Source organism: Streptomyces sp. NPDC059668, assembly GCF_042734135.1.
Taxonomy (GTDB): Bacteria; Actinomycetota; Actinomycetes; order Streptomycetales; family Streptomycetaceae; genus Streptomyces.
In genome coordinates this window covers 57,874-81,145 of the sequence record NZ_JBHWEL010000014.1, presented here as the reverse complement: position 1 = coordinate 81,145, position 23,272 = coordinate 57,874, and the positions used below count along the sequence as shown (strand labels likewise).

Here is a 23,272-nt window from a genome sequence, read left to right as displayed (position 1 = left end):
TCCCTTGGTCGCAAGGGGGTCGAGCGGCCGGCCGGTGTGACGGGCGCGGCGGCGCGCGCCCGTCACACCGGTGGCTCCGTCAGGGACTGCTCAGCCCAGATGATCTTGCCTTCGGGGGTGTACCGGGTGCCCCAGCGCTGGGTGAACTGGGAGATCAGGAACAGCCCGCGGCCGCCCTCGTCGGTCGTCTTCGGATGACGCAGATGCGGAGCGGTGGCACCTCCGTCGGAGACCTCGCAGATCAGGGCGCGCTCGGTGATCAGACGCAGCCGGACCGGGCCCGGGGCGTGCCGGATGGCGTTGGTGACCAGCTCGCTCACCACCAGCTCGGTGGTGAAGGCCAGCTCGTCCAGGCCCCAGGCCCTGAGCTGCCCGGTGGCGGCCTTGCGGGCCTGGGCGACCATCGCCGGATCGTCGGGCAGGTCCCAGGTCGCGACCTGCCCGGTCCCCAGCCGGCGGGTGCGCGCCATCAGCAGGGCCACGTCGTCGTACGGACGGGTCGGGACGAGGTCGTCCACGATGGTCCGGCACAGCCCGTCCAGCGATCCCCGGTATCCCTCCAGCGCGCGGCGCAGACGCTCCCGGCCCGCTTCCGGATCCCGCCCGGTGCGGGGCGTGGCGATGAGCCCGTCCGTGTGGAGGCCGAGCAGGCTGCCCTCCGCGAGGGTGAACTCGGCGGATTCGAAGGGCAGTCCGCCCATGCCCAGCGCGGGACCGCGGGGCAGGTCGGCGAACGAGACCGTGCCGTCGGGGGCGACGATCGCGGGAACCGGATGTCCCGCGCCCGCCATGGTGCACCGGCCGCTCACCGGGTCGTACACGGCGTAGAGGCAACTGGCACCGACGGCCTGCATGCCGCTGGTGAGGGTGTCGGCCCCCGTGCCCTCCTCCCGTGCCGCCCGGCTGACCAGGTCGTCCAGATGCGCGAGCACCTCCTCGGGCGGCAGGTCCAGGTCGGCGAGCGTCTGCACGGCGGCCCGCAGCCGCCCCATGGCGGCGGCACCGTCGATGCCGTGACCGGTGACCTCGCCCACGACCAGCGCCACCCGCGCCCCGGACAGCGGGATCACGTCGAACCAGTCGCCGGCGAGCCCCGTCAGCTCGTCCGCGGGCCGGTAGCAGGCGGACACCTCCACGGCGTTCTGCTCGGGGAAGCGGTGCGGAAGCAGATTGCGCTGCAGGACGAGTGCCGCGTCGCGTTCGCGGGTGTAGCGGCGGGCGTTGTCGAGGCACAGCGCGGCCCGGCCGACGAACTCCTCCGCGAGGCTCAGATCCTCCTCGTCGAAGGGGTCCTGGCGCTGGCGCCGGAAGAACGTGGTGATGCCGAGGGTGACGCCCCGTGCGCGGATGGGCACGATCATCACACTGCTCAGCCCGAGGTCGAGGAAGCGGGCGGCCCGGCGCCCCTCGCCCGCCGTCGCCCACTCCTCGGCCGACGGCACCAGCCGCTGCTCGCGCCACGACCGTCCCTCGGCCAGGCACCGGATCGGGGGAGAGCCCGCCTGGTACGTCGCCACGGCTCCGACGGGCACGGTGGTCTCGGGCACCCCGGCCCGGGTCGACTGCTGACCGGCGCGCCGCAGCGGTACCGCGTCCGTGCCGCCCGGCGGACCGGCGGCCGGTTCGGCTCCCTTGAGGACGGAGTCCAGCAGGTCCACGGTGGCGAAGTCGGCCAGGCCCGGCACGGCCACGTCGGCCAGTTCCTGCGCGGTCTGAAGGACGTCGAGACCGCGGCCGATGTGCTCCCCGGCCCGGTCCAGCAGCGCCAGCCGCCGCCGGGCACGGTAGCGCTCGGTCACGTCGACGACCGTGTAGTACACACCGATCGGATGGCCGTGGTCGTCGTCGAGCCGGACGAACGACAGGGAGTGCGCGGTCTCGCGATGCGGCGCGGACCGCACGCGGCCCACGTGCTCGAACCCGACCACCGGTTCACCGCTCCGCAGCACCTGGCGCATCCTGGCCTCCAGGGCCTCGGCGTCGAGCCCGGGCTGCACGTCGGCGAGTCTGCGACCCAGCCGGCGCTGCGGCGAGCCGCCCCCGAACTGCTCCAGCGCGGTGTTCGACCAGACGAACCGCAGCTCGGTGTCCACGATCGCGATGCCCACCGGGGAACCCGCGTTCATCCGCTCCAGCACGGAGCGGCTCATGTCCCAGCCGGGACCGTCGGCGAGGTCGGCCAGCAATACCACCCACCGCGTCGGCGTACCGTCGTCCCGCACCGGGACGGCCCGCACCATCATCCGGACCGCGTGCCCGTCCCGGTGCCGGGCGGACAGCAGTCCGGCCCAGCCGCGCGCGCCACGGCAGCGCTCGGCGCGCTCCGAGATCCGCGCCGCGTCGTCCGGGAGCAGCAGATCCGCGACGGGACGGCCCACCACCTCGGCGGCGCGGTGTCCCAGCAACCGCTCGGCGTCCGCGGTCCAGCCGGTCACCGTCAAATGGGCGTCGAGCAGAAGTGGCGCGGCGTCCGCCACGTCGAAGCGCCGACGGGGCGGCACTTGTCGTTCCTCGCTCACGGTCACGGTGGCCCTCTCCGCTCCCCGAAGGTGGTCCTACCCCGTATGTGCCCATTCTTCACGTTGTCCGACCGTGCCACGGGGAGCGGCCGGCGGCCGCGGGTCCGGGGGCGGTGCGCCGGGCGCCCGGCAGTGGCCCGGGGCCGGGCTCCGGTGAGCCCGTCGCCGGCCCGGCACAGGCGCCCTTCGCTGAACTCCCGGGCCGACCGTCGCGTATCTCTACACGGGGATGGTGTGAGCTCGCGCGCGGAAGGAGAGCAGTGTGTCGACACCGCCCGAACCGGGGCAGCCTGCCAGGCGACGGGCGATCGAGCCCACCCATGTGCAGCGGCGCCGCCGGACCGAGGCACTGGCGCAACTCCTGAGGGAGGTGCGGGAACAGCAGTACGGGGCCGATCCTGACGGCGACTACGAGGTGGTCGCCGTGGCCGCCACCCCGGCGAAGTCCGTTCCGCCGGCCGCCGGGGAGGAGACGGAGGAACTGCCGCCCGTACCGGGGGGCGAGGACTACGCCCATGACGGTGGACCCGCGGGCGTCGGGTCCGGATCGACGGGCGTCGCGTCCGGATCGGCGGGCGTCGCGCCAGGACCCGCGCGGCGGACCGGGCGCGTACCCGCCGGTGCGCGGGGGAACGGACCCCGGCCCGCGCGGGGACGGCAACCAGGGCCGGGACGACGGCCCACGCGGGGACAGGCACACGAACCCGGACGCAGGCATGCCGACGGTGCCGGTCACCGCCGGGCCGCCATCGCCCTGGGGGTGACGGCGGCGGCCCTGGCCGGCTTCTCCCTCGCGCTCCTGCTGCCCGGCGACCAGGACGGCCGTGCCCGGGCCGGACAGCCCGGAACCAGTCCCTCCGCGACAGTGGCCGCCCCGGCGCCGCCCGGATTCGCCGACCCGGACGGCGCGGGCACCCTCCGCGAGGGGGACAGCGGCCCCGAGGTGGCCGCACTCCAGAAGCGGCTGCTCCGCGTCCCGGACGTGTACACGGGCGGCTCCACCGACGGCAGCTACGACGTCACGCTGACCGCGGCCGTCGCCCGCTTCCAGCTCTGGTACGGCATCCGGGGTGACGAGACCGGCGTCTACGGCGACGACACCCGCACCGCCCTGGAATCGCGTACGAGGCTGTAGACCGTCGGGGCGCCGCGCGAATCCCCCCGCCGGCCGACCGGGGCGCGCGGCGCATCGCGGGCGGGTCGCAGGTGGAGGCGGTCGGCCTGCGAGCCCCGCGTCAGGAGGGCAGGGCGGCGAGCCAGTCGATCAGGATGCGGTTGACGTCCTCGGGCCGTTCCTGCTGGATCCAGTGGCCGCAGTCGTCGAGGAGGTGGGACGAGACCAGACCCGGCAGGGTGGTGGGGAACGCCGCGATCGCGCCGGCCAGCCAGGTCGTGGACGCGTCGAGGGCGCCGCCGATGAACAGCGAGGGCTGGGTGACGGGCGCGCCGTCGTGGTCGGCCAGGTCCTCCCAGTCGCGGTCCATGTTGCGGTAGCGGTTGAGCGCCCCGGTCGTCCCGGTCCGCTCGAACTCCTCCGCGTAGACGTCGAGGGTGGACTCGTCGAGCCAGTGGGGGAGACGTCCGGCGGGAAACCGGTCGCGCAGGGTTCCACCGGGGCTCACGAAGTGCGGGTCCGGGGTACCGGGACCGGGCATGGTGTCGCCGGACAGCGCCGCGTAGAAGCCCGCCAGCCAGCCGCGGACGTCCGGCTCGATCTCGGCCTCGGCCCGGCCGGGCCGCTGGAAGTAGGAGACGTAGAACTCCTCGGGGCCGCCCATCCGAGCGAAGACGTCGCTGGGCCGCGGCCCGCCGCGCGGGGCGTAGGGCACGCTGAGCAGCCCGACCGCGTGGAACACGTCGGGGCGTACCAGCGCGGAGGTGGCGGCGATGGTGGAACCCCAGTCGTGACCGACGACGGTCGCGGACCGCTCACCGAGGGCGTGCACGACGGCGGCGCAGTCCTCCACCAGCTCCAGGACCCGGTACGCGGCCACGCCGTCGGGCCGGGAGGAGCGACCGTAGCCGCGGACGTCGAGGGCGACCGCCCGGTAGCCGGCCGCGGCGAGCGCGGTCAGCTGGTGACGCCAGGAGTACCAGGACTCCGGGAACCCGTGCACCAGCAGGACCAACGGGCCGTCTCCCTGCTCGACCAGATGGATCCGGCCGGCCGGCGAGGACACCAGACGGTGGGTTCGGTCTTCTGCGGACGACTTCGGCACGGATCCTCCCAGGACACTTCGCTTACGGGGGCGACGACCGGGTCCCCGAGGGTCCCGTCCTCCCCGTCTCGGCACTACGGGTGATCATGCGGCGGTCGGCTGGGCGCGGCCCAGCCTTGTTGCCGATCCGGCAAAGCGGGCCCGGCGCCGCAGGCTTCGGGCACCCTGGTGCCGTCAGCCGTCAGCCGTCAGCCGTCAGCCGTCAGCCGTCAGCCGTCAGCCGTCAGCCGTCAGCCGCGGACGGGGCGACCTCCGGGGTCGCCCCGTGGTGCCGCGGACCCTGGTCCTCCGCGCAGGTCGCCGTGCCGAGCGGACGGGTGCGGGGCACGTGGATCACGTGGCCCGCCGGGCGTTCTCCAGGTCCAGCAGCCGCTGCTTGCGTTCCAGACCCGCGGCGTACCCGGCGAGTGCGCCGCCGGCGCCGATCACGCGATGGCAGGGGCGCACGACGAGCAGGGGGTTCGCGCCGATGGCGGTGCCCACGGCACGCACCGCCGCGCGGGACGCCCCGATCCGCGAGGCGATCTCGCCGTAGCTGACCGTCGTGCCGTACGGGACGCTCTCGACGGCCTTCCACACCCGCCGCTGGAAGTCCGTGCCCGCCCCGCCGGCGTACTCGACGGCGAAATCGGTCAGCCTGCCTTCGAAGTAGGCGTTCAACTGCGCGACGATGTCCGTGAACGCGCCGTCGTCCCGCGTCCAGCCTTCCCGCACGGCGGCGCCGGACTTCTGGCCGGGCATGGAGAGCGACACGAGCGCCGTGCCGCCCCTGGCGGTGGCCGACTCCTCGCCCACGAGAAGCAGCTCGCCCAAGGGGCTGTCGATGGTCGTCCAGACCGTCATCGGAGGTGTCCTTTCTACGTGTGGTCCAAGCGGTGCGAGCACCGCTTCACCTGCCATGTTGCCGTGTTCCCGGCACGGCGTCCGGCGGGATTCGGACACCGAGTGCCGCGACGGGACGAACGCCGCCTCCCGCGGGACCGGCCCCGCGGCACGGGCCCCGTGGCACCGGCCCGCCCCGCGTCCCCGCCGCGATGTTCGCCCCGTCGACACCCGTCCTGCCGTCCGCGCTCATCCGCCTCCCCAGGTTCGGGAACAGACTGACGCAGGATCTGGCGACCTCCGGAACGAAGGGCCGATGACATGCATCTCCCCTACCAGCGCGGCCGGTTGCACGACCTCCCCGACGATCCCGCCGCGTACGACACCGTCCTCGCCGCCGTCACCGAGGAGGCGCTGGCCCGCCTCACCCCGGACGGCAGCCTCGAACACCCCGCAGCCGTGAACGACATCGGTGACACCTCGCTCGGCGTCACCTCACTGCTGGCGCTCGCCTGGCGGCGCACCGGGGACCCGCGCCTGCCGGAGGCCGTCCGCCGCAGCCTCGCCTTCCATCTGCGCGAGCGCGTCTTCACGCGGGACAATCCCGGCTACCCCAACCTGAAGGTCCGCGACTCCGGTCTGCCGTACGCCCGTTACGTACTGGAGGCGGGCGCCCACCCCATCGGCGACTGGCCGAGCACGGTGTGGGCGCTGCTCCAGGCGGTCAACACACTGGAACTGGCCGAAGGACTCGTCGACGACGCCCGCCACGGCGAACTGCGGGACGTGGCACACGGATACTGGCGCCGGCTGACCGAGGCGACCTTCTTCAACCCGCAGGAGGCCGGCAACCAGGCCATCGGCTGCGTCGTCGGCGGACTGATGCTCGCCCGCCATCTCCCGGCGGGGGAAGGGGAGTCGGTCCGCTCGCACGCGATGCGTCTGTACACCGACGAGATCCGGGCCCGCCGTGTCCGCGACCGGGGAGCCCTGCTGCCGCCCGAGCACGGCGGAGCGTACGACAACAACTACGGACCGATCTCCCTGTCCTTCCTCGCCCAGGCCCACCGGGTCAGCGGAGAGCCGGTCTTCGCCGAGGACGGCGACGCGCTCGCCCGCTACCTGGACGCACGGCTGACGGTGGGCGGCTTCGACATCGGCGGTCCGCGCTACAGCGAACAGCACTGCGGCTTCGAGGCCGTTCTCGGCCTGCGCCGCTTCAGCGGCCGGATCGGCGCCGACCTCGGCCGCTACCGGGGCGACACCCGCTGGGGACGGCACGCGACCGGACCGGACGGCGCCGTCGACGGCCACTTCGCCTTCATGCTCGTCTGGCAGATCCAGGACACGGCCCGCTGGCACCGCACACCCAGGACGGCACCGGTGCGCCACCAACTGCGCGCCGGCACCGCCTCGGTGGCGTTCGACGACCGGATGACGCCGTCCCTGGTCGAGGCGGCGGGCACCTATCTGCTGCCCGCCGCCGTGAACCGGCAGCACGGCTTCGGCCCGGTCGCCGACGGCTTCCTGCTGAGCCGCCCGACGGGCGAGGTGCGGGTGCGCGACCTGGAGAGCGACGGACTGACGGCCAAGCTCGTCAGCAAGCCCGTCGTCACCCGCGACCACGTCCTGCGCCATGTCAGGTCGCTGTACGTCACGGACGGCACCGGCCTGTGGATGACGGTCGCCGTCGAGCGCCTGGACGGGAACGCGTACCTGCTCGCCGGGATGCCGTACGCCGCCGACGACGGCGACCGGGTCCGCCGGATCGCGGCGGCGGAGGTGGTGTCCGCCGGCCCCCTCCGGCTGACGCACCCGCGGACCGGGGGCGCCGACCGCTTCGACGTCCGCGCCCGGACCACCCAGGAGGAGGCGGCCTTCGCCCTCGCCGCCGATCCGCGGGTCTACGGCAATCCAGACGAGGGCTGGCGCCACCTGGTCGCCTCCAGCGCGTTCGAGGCCGGTCCGGCCCCCGGCGCCCCGGCGGACCTGCACGTCTTCGCCGTGCGCTACGGCTCCCCCGGTCCCTTCGACCCCGTCGTGGAGCACACGCCCGAGGGTCTGACGGTCCGTACCGAGGTGTTCACCGCGCTGATCGGTGATCCGGCGGGCGATGCGCGAGGGGAGCCCGCGGCGCGGATCCGGAGGCGGTGACCCCGGCACCCACGACGAGATCGGCACGGTCCCGCGTCGCGGCGACCAGATCGGCGTTGCGCTGGTCCGTGCCGAGCACCCAGGCGACCGCCGCGTCGTGGTCCTTGCCGAACTCCTCGTGACGGGCGACGAGACGGCGTACGCGTTCGCCCTCGTCGAGCTCGCAGAACCAGACCTCGTCCAGCTGCGCCCGTACGCGCTCCCACACCGCGTCGCGCAGGAGGAGGTAGTTGCCCTCGGTGATGATCAGTCGGGCGGTGCGGAAGACTGGGACGGCACCCGCGATCGGCTGCTCCAGGGTCCTTTCGAAGCCCGGCGCGTAGACGATGCCGTCGTTGCCCTCGTCCTCGGCTCCGTCCTCGCCTTCGTCCCCGTCGCGCAGCCGGCGCAGCAGTGCCGCGTACCCCGCCGCGTCGAAGGTGTCGGGAGCGCCCTTGCGGTCCCGGCGGCCCAGGCGCTCCAGCTCGACGTCCGCGAGATGGAACCCGTCCATGGGCACCTGCGCGACCCAGTGGGAGCCGTCGCCGTTCAGCTCGCGGACCAGACGCTCGGCCAGCGTCGTCTTGCCCGCCCCGGGACTTCCGGTGACGCCGAGGATCGCGCGCCGGTCCGGGCGGACGAGGGCCGCGGCCCGCTCCAGAAGGTCGTCGAAGGTCATGAGCGGCGCCGAGGGCGTACGACCGCCGTGCCGGCGGTCAGATCGACGGTCGTACGGTGCGGAGGCGCCCCGTCCTCCTCGTCGTCCCGCATCACCAGGGCCGACCGCCGTTCCCTGAGCTCGTGCTGCTTGCCCGGCGAGAGGCTCGCGTGCAGTTGCTCGAAGCCGGTGGCGGATATCTGGCCCTGCCGCGCGCCGTTGCGCCACGGCAGGAGGCCGGCCCGTCCCGCGCGCAGCAGCGCCTGGTCGGCGAAGGCCGTGAGGGTCAGGACGAGGACGAGTCCCGGCAAGGTCATGAAGACGGCGAATCCCATGCGACCAGTATCGGGCGCGGAGCCGGAGACGGGCCGACCCGGGCCCACCGGACCTGTGCCGACCCGCGCCGGCCCGGGCGGCGGGTGCGGTCGGCCCGGGTCCGGCCGCACCCCCCGGTACGTCAGTCGCGGGCGACGCCCGGCGCGATGTCCTCGTACCGCTCGGCGGGAGCGGCCGGCGCCGTGGCGCTCCGGGTCGCCTTCGTCGCCCTGGCCGTCTTGGACGACTTGCCGCAGAACGCGGATTCCAGGGTGCCCGCCATGGTGGTCAGCACGGCGGCGTTGTTCGAGGTGTTGGCGAGCGAGGTGACGCTGCGCTTGCCGTCCTTCGAGGTGAAGGCGTACGTGTAGTAGCCCTGCACGGTGCCGGTGTGCCCGTACACGGAGACACCGCACGACAGGTCGCGGCGGCGCAGCCCGAGACCGTAGCCCTGGGTGCTGCTGACGGTGGTCCACTGCTGCATCTGGGCGAGTTGCGCGGCGGACATGAGCCTTCCGGCCATCAGGGCGGAGAAGAACGTGTTGAGGTCCCGCGTGCTGGAGATGACCGCGCCCGCGCTCTGCGCCCAGGACACCGTCTGCTCGGTGGAGTCGACGAGGGCCGCACCGGCCGCGTCCGGGGTGAGATAGCCGTTGGCGTGCGTACCGGGGATGGCGGTGTCGGGGTGCACGTAGAAGGTGTCGGTCAGGCCGAGCGGCCCGAAGATGCGGTTGCGGTACTCCGTGGCCACCGCGTGCCCGGTGAGCTTCTCGATGAGCATGCCCGCGACGACGAAGTTGGTGTTCGAGTACGAGTAGGCGGCCCCAGGCGCGTTGGTGAGCGCGTGCTTCAGGGACAGGCGCACCAGGTCCTGGTAGCTGAAGACCTTGTTGCGGACGGACTCGAAGCCCGGGACCGTCTGCGCGAACATGTCGTTGGTGTAGTCGTAGAGCCCGCTGCGGTGGCTCATCACATGGCGCACCGTGATCCTGTTGTCGGGCAGCAGCCCGGGCAGATACGTGTTCACCGGGGTGTCCAGGTTCAGCCTGCCCTCGTCGACCAGCTGGAGCAGGACCACGGCGGAGAAGCTCTTGGTGACGCTGCCGACGCGGAACCGGTCGGCCGTGGTGATGGGCCGCCCGGTGGCCCGGTCGGCGACCCCCTCGGACAACTCGTGGACGGTGCCCGCGTCGTCGACCCGCACCATCGCACCCGGCGCTCCCTGGGCCAGCGCGGTGTGCAGCACGCTCTGCAGCCCGGCGTCGTCGGGCGCGCCCGACCCCGCCGCCGCGACGCTCGTGACACGTCCGGTGCCCGGGCCGCCCGGCGCCGCGGAGGCCGCCTGCGCGGGGACCGCGACGAGGGACAGCAGTACCGCGCCCAGCGCCGTACCCGTGCCCACCGATCCTGAGACCATCTGATTCTTCTCCCGACTCTCTGCACCGGGTTCGCCCGCCCGTGCGGACGTCCGGCGCGAACCGTGCCGCGGACGCGGCGTCGACACCTTCTTTACGCGCCGGAGGGCCTCCGGGTTGCACGGCACGGAAGGGAATCGGAAGGTACGTCAGAAAGGGTCCGGTCAGGCGCCGAAGAGCTGGGTCCAGTACGTGCCCGCCTCGCCGCCGCCCGCGAACCCGATGCCTATGTGGGTGAAGTCGGGCTTGAGGATGTTGGCGCGGTGTCCCGGGCTGTTCATCCAGCCGCGGACGACCTCGGCGGGGGAGCGCTGGCCACAGGCGATGTTCTCGCCGATGGTCCGGCGCGCGGAGCCCGCCGCGGCGGATCTGTCCCAGGGCCGGCTGCCGTCGGGTGAGGTGTGGGAGTAGAAGGCGCGGGCCACCATGTCGTCGCTGTGCGCCTGGGCCGCCGCGGTGAGCGGCGCGTCGGCGAGGAGCGGTGCCAGGCCCGCGCCGGCCCGCTCGGCATTGGTCAGCGCGACGACCTCGCGCGCCGTCCGTGCCAGGCCGTCGGTGCTGAACGGACGCGCCCACAGCGCCGTCCAGTACAGGTCGCCGGAACGGGGGTCGGCGACGTACGCGAGACCGGCCTGGGTGTACGCGCGGTCGTACAGCGTGGCGCGGGACCGCTCGGAGGTGAGGCAGTACTCGACGAACTCGCCGGGGGTGCGCGGGCCGGAGACGAGGTGCTCTCCTACGGTGAGGTACGCGTATCCCGCGGCCATGACCCGCTGGTAGACCGAGGTCCCGTCGGCGCTCTGGGAACCGAGGAGCCCGCGCGCCGCCATGTCGGAGGCGTGCGCCCGCGCCGCGCCCGCGAGCCGCGCGTCGAGCGACACGGGTGGGGAACCGGCCGCGGCGCGCACGGAGTTCACCAGCTCCAGGAAACCGTCCGGATCGGGCGTGGCGCCCGGCGGGGCGTCGTCCTCGGTGACGTCGACCCCGAAGTCCCGGGCGATTCCGGCCAGTCCCTCCGCGTACCCCTGGCCCAGCGCCCGCAGCTTCCAGTCCGCGCCGCGCCGGTAGATCTCCGCGAGCAACAGCACCGTCTCCCGCTGCGGGCGCGGGGGAGTGAAGCGCGCCAGGGTGCGCCCGCCGGGGCCGGTGACGACCAGGGTGGGGGCGGGCAGCCGGCCCAGCGGTGTGCCGGGATCGGCCGGAGTGACGAGCACGGTCACCCGGCTCGCCCCGGAGCGCAGTCCCGGCGGGTCGACCGTCAGGCTCTCAGCGGTGAGCCGGGCACCCGGCACCGCGGGCTGGTTGTAGAACACGAAGTCGGCGTCGCCGCGCACCTTGCCGGAGTCGTCGGTGATGAGCGCCGAGACGTCGAAGGGGCCCGGCACCCGGATCGTCAGGGTGCCGCCCGGCAGGGGCACGTTGCCCCCGGGAACCAGCTCGCTCATCGTGCCGCCCGTCGACGTGGTGATCCCTGCGGACCTCCGACGCGGGCGTCCACGCCCTGGGCCCGCTCAGTCCTTCAGCCAACGTCCGGTGCGCGCGGGAGGGTTCCCGGGTTCGTCGGCGTCGAGCAGCTCCGGGCGGCGCAACGAGCGCAGGGCCAGCAGGAGTACGCCGATGTCGTCCAGGTAGATCGGGTCGGGCAGCAGGTCGGTGGGGAGCAGCAGATAGGCGACGGCGCCCCAGAAGACCCAGCGGGAGCCGGTCGGGAGCCCGGCGCGCCGCAGATCGCGTCGCGCCCGTACGAGCCGGGCCAGGAGCGCGATCGCGACCGCGAGCGCGACGGCACCCAGGATCGCGACGACGACGACCACTGTCCATGCCGTGGAATCCATGAGTCCGTCCAGAGGTGTCGGCGGGAGGTTCTGTTTCTCTCTGCCGTCTTCCCGTCCACGGCGTTCGTACCGCCCCCGGTTCGGCCAGGTGCCGGGCGAGGACCGCTACGCGCCTTCGGAGGCGCCCTCGGGCAGGTCGCGTCGGCAGAGGACGAAGTCGTCGAAGACGTGCCGGCCCGGCCGGTCGCCCACGGTGTCGACGGCCGCGCGGATGTCGCGCAGCTGGGCCGTCGTCATCTGCAGGGGCGGCTCGTCGGGCTGGTAGGTGGTCCGCACGGGATAGTCCTGGCCCGGTTGCCGGGTCATCTCGATGTGACAGCCCAGCACATGGGTGACCGGCCGGTCGGCGCAGAACTCGATGAGACGGTCGAGGGTGCGGGTGAAGGCCTGCCAGTCCTCGATGTACAGCCGGCCGGGGTAGACGGTGTCACCGGTGAGGAGGAGACCGGTCCAGGGGTCGAAGTACGTCACCGAGGCCGCGTGATGCCCGGGGGTGGCCAGGCACTCCAGGACCCGGCCGCCGAGGTCGACACGGGCGACGCCGTCCGGGTCCCGGTCGAATCCGAAGAACGTCCACGCCTCGTCGAGGGCCGCGTCCACCACGCGGGTGCCGGGGCGGTCGGTGAACTGGCCGTCCCCCGCGACGTGATCGCCGTGCGGGTGGGTGTGCAGCACCAGCAGCTCGTAGTCGTCCCGGGGGTGCGCGGCCTGCCGGTCCCGTATCAGGTCGTCCACCACCCGCCGCAGGGGGAAGTGCGCGGGCGAGGCCGTGGCACCCGTGTCGACGAGCACCGCCCGCGCCTCTCCGAAGAGCAGGAACAGGAAGGGCGCCTCGTAGTCGACGGCCATGTTCTGGCGCAGGATCACCGTGTCCGCGTCGTAGGCGTGCACCTGGAGCTCCGGATCGGTGTTGTGCCTGGCCGACGGCGATCCGTGGATCCACCGCACGTCGAGACCCCGTACCGCCGCGGTCGGCTCCGCCGCGCCGGAGTCCACGGCCCTGGGCCTCTGTGCGTCCACGACGTCTCCCGGTGGTCGTCGCATCCGGGCCGTCGCCCGGACCGGGTGCCTCAATTGCGTGTGGCGCCGCTGTCCATGAGCGCGAGGGTGACCACGCGGACGCTGCGGGCGATATGGCTGAGCTGCAGAACCTCGGCAGCGTACATCTTGATGGTGTGCTCGATCACCGACTCGTGCAGGCCGAGGGCGGGCAGCTCGGAGCGGGCGGTCTGAAGGGCCGTACGGGCGACGCGTATCTCGTGCTGCACCTGGATCTGCGCGTGGCGGGCGAGCAGCACGGGGTGCTTCCTCAGGGTCGGATAGCTCGCGTAGCGGGCCGGCACCAGTTCGCGCAGCCATTTCGTGGCCGATCGCTCCCAGTCGAAGCTGCCGGGGGTCTTGACCTGGCACGGCCAGTCCGAGGTGATCGGTGAATACGTCAGGGCCATGTTCATCGCTTCCGGGTTACGTCGGCGGCAAGGGTGGTCAACGGTTCTGGGGCGGCCCCGGCCAGGGGAGGACCGGGGCCGCCACCGAGGGCTCCCCGTTCGTACGGAGCCCGTCCGATCACCCGGAACCCGTTGCGGGTAGGAGCGGACGGCCCCGGGTGGTCGTAGGACGCGACCTGGAGGCCTCCTGGTCGCGATCCGCGAGCAGTATTTATATATACCGGCAGTTACGCAAGGACATGAAAAAATTCATGCGCGATATGGAGCGATACGTCCGGTGATGCCGCGGTGGGGGGCGGTACGGGAGGGGAGGCGGCCGTGGGGAACGAGGGTGGACGGGCCTCGGGTCCTCCGTGAGCTGCCGTGAGCTGCCGTGAGCTGCCGTGAGCAGCCGTGAGCAGCGATGAGCAGCCGTGAGCAGCGATGAGTCGCCGTGAGGGAACGGCGAAAGGCGGCGAGAAGCCGTGGGTGAGGTCGCGAGAAGTTCAGTCCTTCAGGAAGAACTGGTGCTGCTCGGCGATCTGCTCGTACTCCTCCAGGCGCGCCTGGGTCCGCTCCGGATCGGCGTCGGTCATGGCCTGGAGCAGCGCCGCCGACATCACCGCGGGCGCGGCGTACGAGTCGAAGACGAGCCGGGAGCCGGTGCCGACGGCGAAGGTGATGTCGGCCTCGTCGGCCAGCGGTCCGAGCGCCAGGTCCGTGATCAGGGCGACCTTCAGTCCGGCGCTGCGCGCGACCCGTACCGCGGTGAGCGTCTCCTGCGCGTGCCGGGGCATGCCGAAGGCCAGCAGCCAGGTGCCGCCCGCCTCGCGCGACTGGAGCAGCGCGTCGTACGCGACGCTTCCGCCCCGGGTCACCACCCGTACGTCGGGGTGGATGCGGCGCGCCGCGTAGGCGAAGTACTCGGCCAGTGATCCCGAGATGCGCAGCCCGAGAACCGTCAGCGGTGTCGACCGGGAGAGCGCGCGACCGAGTTCGATCACCTGGTCCGGGTCGGCGAAGTCGCGCCGCAGGTTCTCCAGGTTCTCCATCTCCACGTCCACGGCGGCTTGCAGCTCGTTGCCGCGGTCCTCGGCGGGCGCGCTCGGTGTGCTGCCCAGTGTGGCGAGCGCGATGGCCTGGAGCTTCTCCCGCAACGCGGGGTAACCGCTGAAGCCGACCGCCGTGGCGAAGCGGGTCACGGACGGCTGGCTCACCCCGACGCGTTCCGCGAGATCGGTGATCGACAGGAAGGCGGCCTCGGTGATGTGCTCGATCAGGTACTGGGCGATACGGCGCTGCCCCGGCGAGAGCCGTGGCCCGTCGAACAGTTCCCGGAGCTGGGACGTGGGCGCCGCGCCCGTCTCCGGAGCGGTCTTTCCCGACGTGATCGCGGACGCCTGCGCGCGCGCCTGCTGCGGCGATGGCACCGATGTGCCTCCTTCTTGTCCCACGAGAACTCAACATAGCTCACGGACCGTGCTCGCCAGGGCATGGATGACCACACGCAGTAGCTCACCGCGCGCGGGGAGGGGCGAGGACGCGGCCGGGACCGGGGGTGACCGGCACCGTTCGACGGGGCGGCGGACCGCACCGCGGCGGTATCGCCTTGTGACGAGCGTACGCGGACGTGAACTCGGTCCGGTTCACGCCAAGTTGATGACGGGCCATGGACAGTGCGCGGGGCGGGAGTTGAGGATGAGAATCCCCATCCGTAGGAGTTGTTCATATGCGTAGACGACGCCTGCTGGCCGGCGGTACCGCTCTCGCGGCCGCCGCTTCGCTCCGGTCCGCACTGACGACGCCCGCGCGGGCCGCCGAACCCGTAGGTCCGCCGCGGCCGGGAGCCGCGACGCCGCTGCCTTCGAGGAGCGAGGTCGTCGCCGTCCTGCGACGCGTGGCCGACCACTGGATCGCCGCGCACCCGGACTTCGGCGACAACGGCTGGGCCAACGCCACTTTTTACAGCGGACTGCTCGCCCTCCACCGCCTGACCGGCGACGCCCGCCACCTCACGTACGCCCGCTCCTGGGCCGAGCGGCATGCCTACGGGCTCAACGGCGGTGTGACCACCCGGCACGCCGACAACCACTGCGCCGGGCAGGCCTACCTCGACCTGTACGAGATCGAGCCCGAGGAGCGGAAACTCACCGCGATCGAGACCTCCCTGCACCGCATGGTCCACACCGACCAGCCGGACAAGAACGACGACTGGTGGTGGGACGACGCCCTCCACATGGCGATGCCGCCCTTCGCCCGGCTCGGCGCCCTCCGCCGGGACCCGCAGTACTGGCAGAAGCTGTACTCCCTCTACGACCACACCAAGCGCGCCGAGGGCGGCCCCGGCCTGTACGACGCCGCGACGGGCCTGTGGTACCGCGACGCGCGCTTCCTCCCGGGGGGAATCCTCTCGCCCTCGGGCCGGCCCGTCGTCTGGTCGCGCGGCAACGGATGGGTGGCGGGCGGTCATGTGAAGACACTCAAGGCGCTGCCGTCCACGGAGCGCCACACCGCCGAGTACCGGGACGCCTTGACGCGCCTGGTGCGGGCCGCCGCGAGGGTGCAGCGCGGCGACGGCTTCTGGAACGTCAACCTCGCCGACGCGACCCATCTGCCCGGCCCGGAGACCAGCGGCACGTCCTTCCTCCTGTACGGCACCGCGTACGCGGTCGGCGCCCGACTGGTAGACCGGGACACCTTCCTCCCGGTGGCGGCCCGCGCCTGGAACGGCCTCGTGGCCACGGCCGTGCACCCCGACGGTTTCCTCGGGTACGTCCAGAACGTCGGCGACCGTCCGGAATCCAGCCAGCCGGTCACCTACGACAGCACCGCCGACTTCGGCGTGGGCGCCTTCCTGCTCGCCGGCACCGAACTGGCCCGGCTGACCACGAGCTGACCACCGGCGGAGCGGCACCCCGGAGCGGCATCGCAGGACGGCGCCTTCGGGACGGCACGTTCGGGACGGACGAGCGCACGGGCGACAGCCGAGCGCACCGCCGACGGCCGTCCCGGGGCCGGGGTGCCGCCGCCGCCGTCGGGGGATGACAGACTGATCACATGGACGAGCGTGAATTCGGCAGGTCAGGTCAGAAGGCATCGGTCATCGGTCTCGGTACGTGGCAGCTCGGCGCCGACTGGGGCGACGTGAGCGAAGCGGACGCCAAGGCGGTGCTGGAGACGGCGGCGGAGTCCGGGGTGACCTTCTTCGACACCGCGGACGTGTACGGCGACGGACGCAGCGAGCAGACGATCGCGTCCTTCATGAGCGGCCGCCCCGACCTGCACGTGATGGTCGCGACGAAGATGGGCCGCCGGGTCGAGCAGATCCCGCAGAACTACGTCCTCGACAACTTCCGCGCCTGGAACGACCGCTCCCGGCGCAATCTCGGCGTCGACCGCATCGACCTGGTGCAGCTGCACTGTCCGCCGACCCCCGTCTACTCGTCGGACGAGGTGTTCGACGCGCTGGACACCCTGGTCGAGGAGGAGCGGATCGCCGCGTACGGCGTGAGCGTCGAGACCTGCGACGAGGCGCTCACGGCGATCGCCCGGCCGAACGTGGCGAGCGTTCAGATCATCCTCAACGCGTTCCGGATGAAGCCCCTGCGGCAGGTTCTCCCCGCTGCCCGGGAAGCGGGCGTCGGCATCATCGTCCGTGTTCCGCTGGCCTCCGGCCTGCTCTCCGGCAAGTACACGAAGGACACGGTGTTCGCGGCCGACGACCACCGTACGTACAACCGCCACGGTGAGGCCTTCGACCAGGGCGAGACCTTCTCCGGTGTCGACTTCGTGACCGGCGTCGAGGCCGCGGCCGAGTTCTCCGCCCTCGCTCCGGAAGGCAGCACCCCGGCCCAGCTGGCGCTGCGCTGGATCATCGAGCAGCCCGGCGTCACCACGGTGATCCCGGGCGCGCGTTCACCCGAACAGGCCCACGCCAACGCGGAGGCCGCGAAGCTCCCGCCGCTGTCGCGGCAGACGCTGGACGCGATCGACGAGCTCTACGACCGCCGGATCAAGGAGCAGGTCGAGGGCCGCTGGTAGTAGGCCGCGCGAGCCCCGGCCCCGGACGCCGGCCACCGCCCCGTGGAACGAGGGGCGGAGGCCGGCGTCCGGCATGTCCGGGACCCGGACAGGGCGGGACCGCCTGCGGGCACCTCACCGGACGTCCCTCCCGGGCCTCCCGTTTCCCAGCGCGTCGAGCTGACGGTCGTGCGCCCGGCCGAGCAGCAGGACGGACAGCGTGGCTCCGATCAGCGCGCAGAACATGTCCCACTGGGTGTCCCACACGTCGCCCTGGGTGGCCAGGAAGGCGTCCGCCGAGTGTCCGCCGATCACCGCGGCCGCCCACTCGAACATCTCGAAGAGCGCGCTGAAGGCCAGGCACGCGCACACGGTCAGCGGCGCGAGCCAGCGACTGCCGCGCAGCGGCGAGGTCCGGCTCAGCACCTCCCGCACCAGGATCGCGGGCACGAATCCCTGCATGAGATGACCGAACCGGTCGTACGGATTCCGGGAGAGCCCGAGCCCGTCCCGTACCCAGTCGCCCACCGGTACCTCCGCGTACGTGTAGTGGCCCCCGACCGCGAGGACCAGCGCGTGCGCCGCCAGCAGGCAGCACAGCAGGTTCGTGAGCGGGAAGCGGTGCCGGAGGAACACGGCGAGAGGCAGCCCGAGCAGCACCCACACGGTCTCCAGCAGCCAGGTCGTCCGGTCGTGCGGGTTCCAGGCGGAGACGGCCAGGCCCGCGACGACGAGCGCGACGAGCGCGGCCGGCAGGACCCGTGGCCCGACGCCGTGCTCCGGCAGACCCCCGGACGCCGGGCGGCGGGTGAGCGAGGAGAGGTGAAGTCCGTTCATGGGTGGGCTCCTTGCTCCTGGTCCTGGTCCTTGTCCGCGGTCCGGGTCGCCCCATCGTGCGGGAGCGGGGGAGCGAGGACATGAGTACGCCTACTCACGCGGGACGGCGGAATGTGACGAACATGTTCGTCACGTACTTGTTCGCAACGAACATGTTCGTTACCTTGAGGAGGTGACAGCACACCCCACTCCCCGCCCGAGCCGTCGTGAGCGACCGGCGAAACCCGCCCTGACCAGGGAAGGCATCATCGAGACGGCCGTCGCGCTGATGCGTGCCGAAGGCCTCCGGCGGGTCACCATGCGCCGCCTGGCGCAGGAGCTCGACACCGGCCCGGCCTCGCTCTACGTCTACGTCCGCGACACGGCGGAACTGCACGCGGCCGTTCTCGACGATCTCCTCGGCGCCGTCGACCTCGGCCCGGCCCGCGCGGACGGTGACTGGCGCGACCGGCTCGTCCAGGTGCTGACCTCCTACACGGCCGTGCTGTTCGCGCACCCGGGCCTGGCCCGCTCGGCCCTGGTGTCCCGCCCGTTCGGCGACCGCTATCTGGACCTGCTGGACGCGTTGCTCTCCCTGATGGGCGAGGGCGGCATCCCCCGGGCGCGAGCGGCCTGGGCGGTGGACCTGCTGCTGCAGTACGCCACCGCGACCGCCGCCGAACACGCCCCCGGGGAGAAGGACCCCACCGACGCCGAGGGGGAATGGGCAGCGCTCGCCGCGGCACTTCAGGGCGCCTCGGGCGAACGGCATCCGCACGTCACCGCCGCGGGCCCGGAACTGCTCTCGGGGCCCGGCGAGGCCCGTATGCACTGGGGCTTCCAGGTGCTGATCAGCGGAATCCTGCACACCCCCAGGCACGGGACGTCCGACACGCCCCGGCCGTCCCTCCCGAAGGAGTAGCGACATGTCGATCCATCACCCCATCGCCGTGGTCGGCGCCGGTCTCGGCGGCCTCACACTCGCCCGCGTGCTGCACCGGAGCGGCATCGAGGCCGCGGTCTTCGACCTCGACGCCTCGCCCACCGCCCGGGCACAGGGCGGCATGCTGGACATGCACGAGGAGTCCGGGCAGGCCGCGCTGCGCGCCGCGGGTCTCTACGAAGCGTTCCGGGAGCTCATCCACGCCGGCGGCGAGGCCATGCGCATCCTCGACAAGGCGGCAGGCGTCCACATGGAGACCGACGGCGAGGGCGGCGGGCGGCCGGAGGTCGAACGAGGGGCGCTGCGTGACCTCCTGCTCGGCTCGCTGCCCCCGGGCACCGTCCGCTGGGGCGCCAAGGTCACCGGCGTACGGACCCTCGACGACGGTCGGCACGAGGTGACGCTCGCGGACGGGGAGAAGTTCACCGCCGATGTGCTGATAGGCGCCGACGGGGCCTGGTCGAAGGTCCGCCCGCTGGTCTCGGACGCCACCCCGGTCTACGCCGGTCTCTCCTTCGTCGAGGTCCACCTCCTCGACGCCGACCGCCGGCACCCGGCGGGCGCCGCGCTCGTCGGACACGGCATGATGTTCGCCCTCGGCGACGGCAAGGGCTTCCTCGCGCACCGCGCTCCGGACGGCTCGCTGCACGTCTACGTCGCGCTGCGGACGCCCGCCGACTGGGCCGCCTCCGGCCCGGTCGACTTCACCGAGGCCGAGACCGCGAAGGCGGCCCTGCTGGAGCACTTCCCCGACTGGGACGAGCGGCTGCGCGCGCTGGTCGCCGACGCGGACGGCGAGCTCGTGCCCAGGCCCGTCCACGCGCTGCCGGTCGGCCACCGCTGGGACCGCGTCCCGGGCGTCACCCTGCTCGGTGACGCCGCGCACCTGATGTCCCCCTTCGCGGGCGAGGGCGCGAACCTCGCCATGCTCGACGGTGCCGAACTCGCGACCGCCGTCGCCGCCCACCGGGACGACGTCGAGAAGGCGCTGACGGTGTACGAGGAGGCGCTCTTCGTCCGCAGCGAGGCGGCGGCGGCCGAGTCCGCGGACAACCTCGACCTCTGCTTCCGGCCGGACGCGCCACGCCCCCTGGTCGACCGCATGAACCACTACCTCGGCGAGGACCGGCCCGGGCCCGGGTCCGCGTCCTGACCCGAGTCCGTGCCCGTGCCCGTGCCCGTGCCCGAGACACTGTGACCGGCACCGGCACCGGCACCGGCACCGGCACCGGCACCGGCTCGGCTCACTCGCGCGGTGCCGCGCTCCGCAGTGCCGTGATGCAGGAGCCGATCGCCTGCTGGAGCTCCTCCAGCCGCTGCACCATGTCGTCCTCGTAGATGTCGTCGGCGTCGTCGAAGGTCAGCTCCTCGAAGACCTTCGTGGCCCGCTGCAGGCTGTTGTAGAACTTCGTGCGGCGTTCCTGGACCCGCAGTTCGGGGTCTGCCTCGACGGTCTCGACGACCAGGCCCTTCATCGTGTCGTAGGCCTCGGACGCCCACTCGCCGGTGTCCTCGCCCTCGTCCAGCTCGTCGAGGAGCGACAGATGGCGCTCGGCCTCCGAGCGGAGCTCCGCCGGGGCGTCGAGGGTCTGTCCTGCCGGGGTCCTGATCTGTCCCTTCTCGGCGATCTGGCGGACGTAGCCGATCCGGTCGGCCGCCCGCGTCTCGGTGGCCACCGCCTTCTTCAGTTCGTCGGTACGCGCGATGTCGCGCGCCAACTCGGCCTGTAGCGCCGGGTCTTCCTTCACCCGGTCCAGGAGGGCGGTGCGGGCCGCCTGCGCCGTGGAGGGGTCGGCGAGGATGGCGGCCCGCAGCGCGGTGGGATTCTCGGCGACCTCCAGTGCCTTGGTGGGGCGGATGCCCTCGGCCTGCGCCGCCTCGGCGATGGCGGTCCCCCGTTCGGAGGACGCGCTGGAGCGGGAGACGTAGTACGTCGACCACGCGTCCGCGTCCGGCAGTTCGATCTCCTCGCCCGGGACGAGAACCTCGAAGTGCGGGACGAGACCGTCGTCGGCCGCCCTGTCCCACGCCTTGTAGAAACGCATCACCCGTTCGGGTGAGCAGGCGGCCCGTTCGGCGAACTCCTTCGCGGACACCTTGGGCGTCTCGTCGGCGGACTGCCCGCCGGGACGCACACTGCGCGCCACCTTCAGGGCGAACGCCCAGCCGCCGGTCCGCGCGTAGGCCCCGAAGTCGCGCGCGTCACGCGAGACGGCGTCGTCCGCGTCACGCGACAGGCCGTCCCGCGCGTCACGCGACACGGGTACGTGCGCGTCGGGTCGTACGGCGGATTCTGCGGTCGGGACGAAGGTTGCGGTCACCGGGAACTCTCCAAGGTAAGTGCGGAGTTAAGATCACAGAGAATGAAGCTTTGGCCGTAGGTTGGGCCGGATCAAGCAGACACACAAGCAACAACGGAATCAAGTAAGCCTGAAACGACGCGATGTGACGCTGTTCACCCCGATGTGGCGCAAAGTGATGAATTCCTTACAGTCATCACACGTAGGGGAGGGGGCAGTACATCGTGAGACCGGCGGGAGGATCCACCGTGCGACCGTTCACCCTCAACTACGCCTTGCCCACAGGGCATTCGGCCGCTGTACCCCCGTACCACTTCGACGTGTCCCTCCAACTGAACGTGCTGCCGGACGGCAGGCCCGCCGTCAGCGACCGCGCACTTCTCATGGCGACCGGTACGACGACGTCGACCGCCGGTTCCCAGACGCACTTCGACGACTGACGGCCACTCAGCCCGATGACGGTACTGATTCTCACGGCGGAGCAGGACGTCACCGCCGACATGGTCGTGGCCAGGCTGCACGAACTGGGCGTGCCCATGGTGCGCCTGGACCCCGCCGACGTGCCGGGCAGGGCGGTCCTGTCCGCGGACTACGCGCACGGCGACTTCGACGGCTACCTCTCGGTCAACGGCCATGTGCTCAGCATGGGCGGCCTGCGGTCCGTGTGGGTGCGCCGCCCGGGTGAGCCCGCGGCGCACGCGCCGGAGCCCTCGCCCTGGCTGACCGCGGAGACCCGGCAGGCGTTGTTCGGGATGCTCTACTCCGCCTCGACCCGCTGGATGAACCACCCGCGCCGGGCCGAGCAGGCCCGGCACAAGCCCTGGCAGCTGAGGGTGGCGCACAGCAGCGGGTTCGCGGTGCCGCCGACCGTCATCACGACCGCGCCGCGGGTGGCCAAGCAGTTCGTCGAGGAGTACCGGCAGGTGGTGGTCAAGTCCGCCTCCGGACCGCCGCCCGGCGAACCTCCGGTGGCGCTGCCCACCACCCTGATCGGCCCCGACGCGGACTTCTCCGGTGTCGCGGCCGGACCCGCGCTGCTCCAGCAGTACATTCCCAAGCGCGCCGACATCCGGCTCACCTGCATCGGCGACCGTCTCTTCGGCGCGCGCAAGACCGCGGTGGCGGGGCAGGTCGACGGGCGCTTCGGCGAGACCGGGCACGTGTGGGAGCCCGTCGCGGTGCCGGGGCGCATCGCCCGTTCGGTCCAGGAGTACACGGCCTACACCGAACTCGCCTACGCGGCCTTCGACTTCGCGGAGGACGAGGAAGGGGTGTGGTGGTTCCTGGAGGGCAACCAGGGCGGCCAGTTCGGCTTCATCGAGCTGGAGACCGGCCAGCCCATCTCCGAGGCGGTGGCCCTCTGGCTCTCCCAGCGAAGACCGGCCGACCGGCGCTGACCGCGTCGGCCTCGACCCGCGCGCCGACACGGGGGCGCGGGACCGGGGACCGGGCCGGGGACAGAAGCCGGTTCGGAACCGGCGGCGGGGCTGTCCCGATTCCGGATCACCCGGACGTGTAGGTGAACGTCCGCAGGAACGTGTCCAGCGCCTGCCGGTTGGCGGCCGAGTCCCAGTCGTCCGCCGGGGTCGTCCACCGCAGGGAGAACCCGCGCCGGTCGCCCACGAGGAAGCCGCGCCCGAACGTGCGCTCACGGACCCCGTCCGACGTGGAGAGCCACTCCATGTCCGCGCCCTGGTAGCCGCGATAGTCGACCGGGCGGATGCTCCCCACCCGCTGGTAGCCGATGGAGTCGTCGGGGGCGGGGGGGGGCCGCCCCCGCCGCACGCCCCCCCCGGGGCCGCGGCCCCCGGGGGGGGGGCGGTGGGGCGCGGGGGGGGGGTTGTTAAATA

At 72.6% G+C, this 23,272-nt stretch carries 22 protein-coding genes; 8 read left to right on the top strand and 14 right to left on the bottom strand.

Translation table 11 applies throughout. The features are described 5' to 3' along the window. Positions 1 to 62: 62 nt before the first annotated feature. Entirely contained in the window at positions 63 to 2,519 is a 2,457-nt protein-coding gene (locus tag ACFV2J_RS13670; protein WP_385090714.1) for a SpoIIE family protein phosphatase, read from the bottom strand. Positions 2,520 to 2,781: 262 nt separating this feature from the next. On the opposite strand from ACFV2J_RS13670, the gene ACFV2J_RS13665 reads away from it, so the two are divergent. Continuing rightward, positions 2,782 to 3,654 (top strand): peptidoglycan-binding protein, encoded by an 873-nt coding sequence (locus ACFV2J_RS13665; protein WP_385438639.1) that lies wholly within the window; start codon positions 2,782 to 2,784, stop codon positions 3,652 to 3,654. 100 nt (positions 3,655 to 3,754) lie between these two features. On the opposite strand, the gene ACFV2J_RS13660 is transcribed toward ACFV2J_RS13665, so the two are convergent. Both ACFV2J_RS13660 and ACFV2J_RS13655 read right to left on the bottom strand, forming a co-directional pair. Then, positions 3,755 to 4,738: an alpha/beta fold hydrolase gene (locus tag ACFV2J_RS13660; protein WP_385090719.1), complete on the bottom strand. Its 984-nt coding sequence runs from the start codon at positions 4,736 to 4,738 to the stop codon at positions 3,755 to 3,757. Positions 4,739 to 5,071: 333 nt separating this feature from the next. Next, the gene (locus ACFV2J_RS13655; protein WP_385090722.1) at positions 5,072 to 5,581 is read right to left on the bottom strand and encodes a methylated-DNA--[protein]-cysteine S-methyltransferase; all 510 of its coding nucleotides are present in this window, start codon (positions 5,579 to 5,581) and stop codon (positions 5,072 to 5,074) included. Positions 5,582 to 5,881: 300 nt separating this feature from the next. Here ACFV2J_RS13655 and ACFV2J_RS13650 point away from each other — a divergent pair, with 300 nt between their 5' ends. Further along, positions 5,882 to 7,714: a hypothetical protein gene (locus tag ACFV2J_RS13650; protein WP_385438634.1), complete on the top strand. Its 1,833-nt coding sequence runs from the start codon at positions 5,882 to 5,884 to the stop codon at positions 7,712 to 7,714. Here the strand turns inward: ACFV2J_RS13650 and ACFV2J_RS13645 are convergent. From ACFV2J_RS13645 to ACFV2J_RS13610, 8 genes are all read right to left on the bottom strand, one after another. Next, positions 7,644 to 8,372, bottom strand: a complete 729-nt coding sequence (locus ACFV2J_RS13645) for a nucleoside/nucleotide kinase family protein (protein WP_385098440.1) — start codon at positions 8,370 to 8,372, stop codon at positions 7,644 to 7,646. The two genes, ACFV2J_RS13650 and ACFV2J_RS13645, sit on opposite strands and share 71 nt — an antisense overlap. Then, complete coding sequence (locus ACFV2J_RS13640) at positions 8,369 to 8,686, bottom strand: DUF6191 domain-containing protein (protein WP_385098443.1); 318 nt, start codon at positions 8,684 to 8,686, stop codon at positions 8,369 to 8,371. Before ACFV2J_RS13640 ends, ACFV2J_RS13645 begins: the two co-directional genes overlap by 4 nt. A gap of 122 nt (positions 8,687 to 8,808) precedes the next feature. Further along, complete coding sequence (locus tag ACFV2J_RS13635; protein WP_385093879.1) at positions 8,809 to 10,083, bottom strand: serine hydrolase domain-containing protein; 1,275 nt, start codon at positions 10,081 to 10,083, stop codon at positions 8,809 to 8,811. A gap of 162 nt (positions 10,084 to 10,245) precedes the next feature. Continuing rightward, positions 10,246 to 11,526 (bottom strand): CAP domain-containing protein, encoded by a 1,281-nt coding sequence (locus ACFV2J_RS13630; RefSeq protein WP_385093875.1) that lies wholly within the window; start codon positions 11,524 to 11,526, stop codon positions 10,246 to 10,248. Between the two features lie 66 nt (positions 11,527 to 11,592). Then, complete coding sequence (locus ACFV2J_RS13625; RefSeq protein ID WP_385093873.1) at positions 11,593 to 11,916, bottom strand: DUF1232 domain-containing protein; 324 nt, start codon at positions 11,914 to 11,916, stop codon at positions 11,593 to 11,595. A 105-nt stretch (positions 11,917 to 12,021) separates the two neighbouring features. Next, the gene (locus ACFV2J_RS13620; RefSeq protein WP_385093870.1) at positions 12,022 to 12,936 is read right to left on the bottom strand and encodes an MBL fold metallo-hydrolase; all 915 of its coding nucleotides are present in this window, start codon (positions 12,934 to 12,936) and stop codon (positions 12,022 to 12,024) included. A 50-nt stretch (positions 12,937 to 12,986) separates the two neighbouring features. Continuing rightward, positions 12,987 to 13,364 carry a hypothetical protein gene (locus ACFV2J_RS13615; protein WP_385093882.1) on the bottom strand — a complete coding sequence of 126 codons (378 nt, stop codon included), beginning with the start codon at positions 13,362 to 13,364 and terminating at the stop codon, positions 12,987 to 12,989. Between the two features lie 485 nt (positions 13,365 to 13,849). Then, the gene (locus ACFV2J_RS13610) at positions 13,850 to 14,773 is read right to left on the bottom strand and encodes a MurR/RpiR family transcriptional regulator (protein WP_385093868.1); all 924 of its coding nucleotides are present in this window, start codon (positions 14,771 to 14,773) and stop codon (positions 13,850 to 13,852) included. Positions 14,774 to 15,072: 299 nt separating this feature from the next. Here ACFV2J_RS13610 and ACFV2J_RS13605 point away from each other — a divergent pair, with 299 nt between their 5' ends. Together ACFV2J_RS13605 and ACFV2J_RS13600 are read left to right on the top strand one after the other, a co-directional pair. Beyond that, positions 15,073 to 16,239: a glycoside hydrolase family 88 protein gene (locus tag ACFV2J_RS13605; protein WP_385093865.1), complete on the top strand. Its 1,167-nt coding sequence runs from the start codon at positions 15,073 to 15,075 to the stop codon at positions 16,237 to 16,239. A gap of 161 nt (positions 16,240 to 16,400) precedes the next feature. Further along, the gene (locus ACFV2J_RS13600; protein ID WP_385438626.1) at positions 16,401 to 17,384 is read left to right on the top strand and encodes an aldo/keto reductase; all 984 of its coding nucleotides are present in this window, start codon (positions 16,401 to 16,403) and stop codon (positions 17,382 to 17,384) included. Positions 17,385 to 17,498: 114 nt separating this feature from the next. Here ACFV2J_RS13600 and ACFV2J_RS13595 read toward each other — a convergent pair whose 3' ends face one another. After that, positions 17,499 to 18,200, bottom strand: a complete 702-nt coding sequence (locus ACFV2J_RS13595; RefSeq protein WP_385095478.1) for a DUF2238 domain-containing protein — start codon at positions 18,198 to 18,200, stop codon at positions 17,499 to 17,501. A 172-nt stretch (positions 18,201 to 18,372) separates the two neighbouring features. Between ACFV2J_RS13595 and ACFV2J_RS13590 the strand changes: the two genes are divergently transcribed. Both ACFV2J_RS13590 and ACFV2J_RS13585 read left to right on the top strand, forming a co-directional pair. Further along, on the top strand, positions 18,373 to 19,101 hold the full coding sequence (locus ACFV2J_RS13590) for a TetR/AcrR family transcriptional regulator (RefSeq protein WP_385095482.1): 729 nt from the start codon (positions 18,373 to 18,375) through the stop codon (positions 19,099 to 19,101). Positions 19,102 to 19,105: 4 nt separating this feature from the next. After that, the gene (locus ACFV2J_RS13585; protein WP_385095485.1) at positions 19,106 to 20,275 is read left to right on the top strand and encodes an FAD-dependent oxidoreductase; all 1,170 of its coding nucleotides are present in this window, start codon (positions 19,106 to 19,108) and stop codon (positions 20,273 to 20,275) included. A 91-nt stretch (positions 20,276 to 20,366) separates the two neighbouring features. Here the strand turns inward: ACFV2J_RS13585 and ACFV2J_RS13580 are convergent, their stop codons facing one another. Continuing rightward, positions 20,367 to 21,383: a hypothetical protein gene (locus tag ACFV2J_RS13580; RefSeq protein ID WP_385095495.1), complete on the bottom strand. Its 1,017-nt coding sequence runs from the start codon at positions 21,381 to 21,383 to the stop codon at positions 20,367 to 20,369. Positions 21,384 to 21,670: 287 nt separating this feature from the next. Between ACFV2J_RS13580 and tgmA the strand changes: the two genes are divergently transcribed. Together tgmA and tgmB are read left to right on the top strand one after the other, a co-directional pair. Then, positions 21,671 to 21,862, top strand: coding sequence for a putative ATP-grasp-modified RiPP (tgmA, locus tag ACFV2J_RS13575; RefSeq protein ID WP_148008417.1), 192 nt, complete (start codon positions 21,671 to 21,673; stop codon positions 21,860 to 21,862). 15 nt (positions 21,863 to 21,877) lie between these two features. Beyond that, positions 21,878 to 22,819, top strand: a complete 942-nt coding sequence (tgmB, locus tag ACFV2J_RS13570; protein ID WP_385095489.1) for an ATP-grasp ribosomal peptide maturase — start codon at positions 21,878 to 21,880, stop codon at positions 22,817 to 22,819. Between the two features lie 106 nt (positions 22,820 to 22,925). On the opposite strand, the gene ACFV2J_RS13565 is transcribed toward tgmB, so the two are convergent. Beyond that, entirely contained in the window at positions 22,926 to 23,153 is a 228-nt protein-coding gene (locus ACFV2J_RS13565) for a hypothetical protein (RefSeq protein WP_385438620.1), read from the bottom strand. Positions 23,154 to 23,272: the final 119 nt, after the last annotated feature.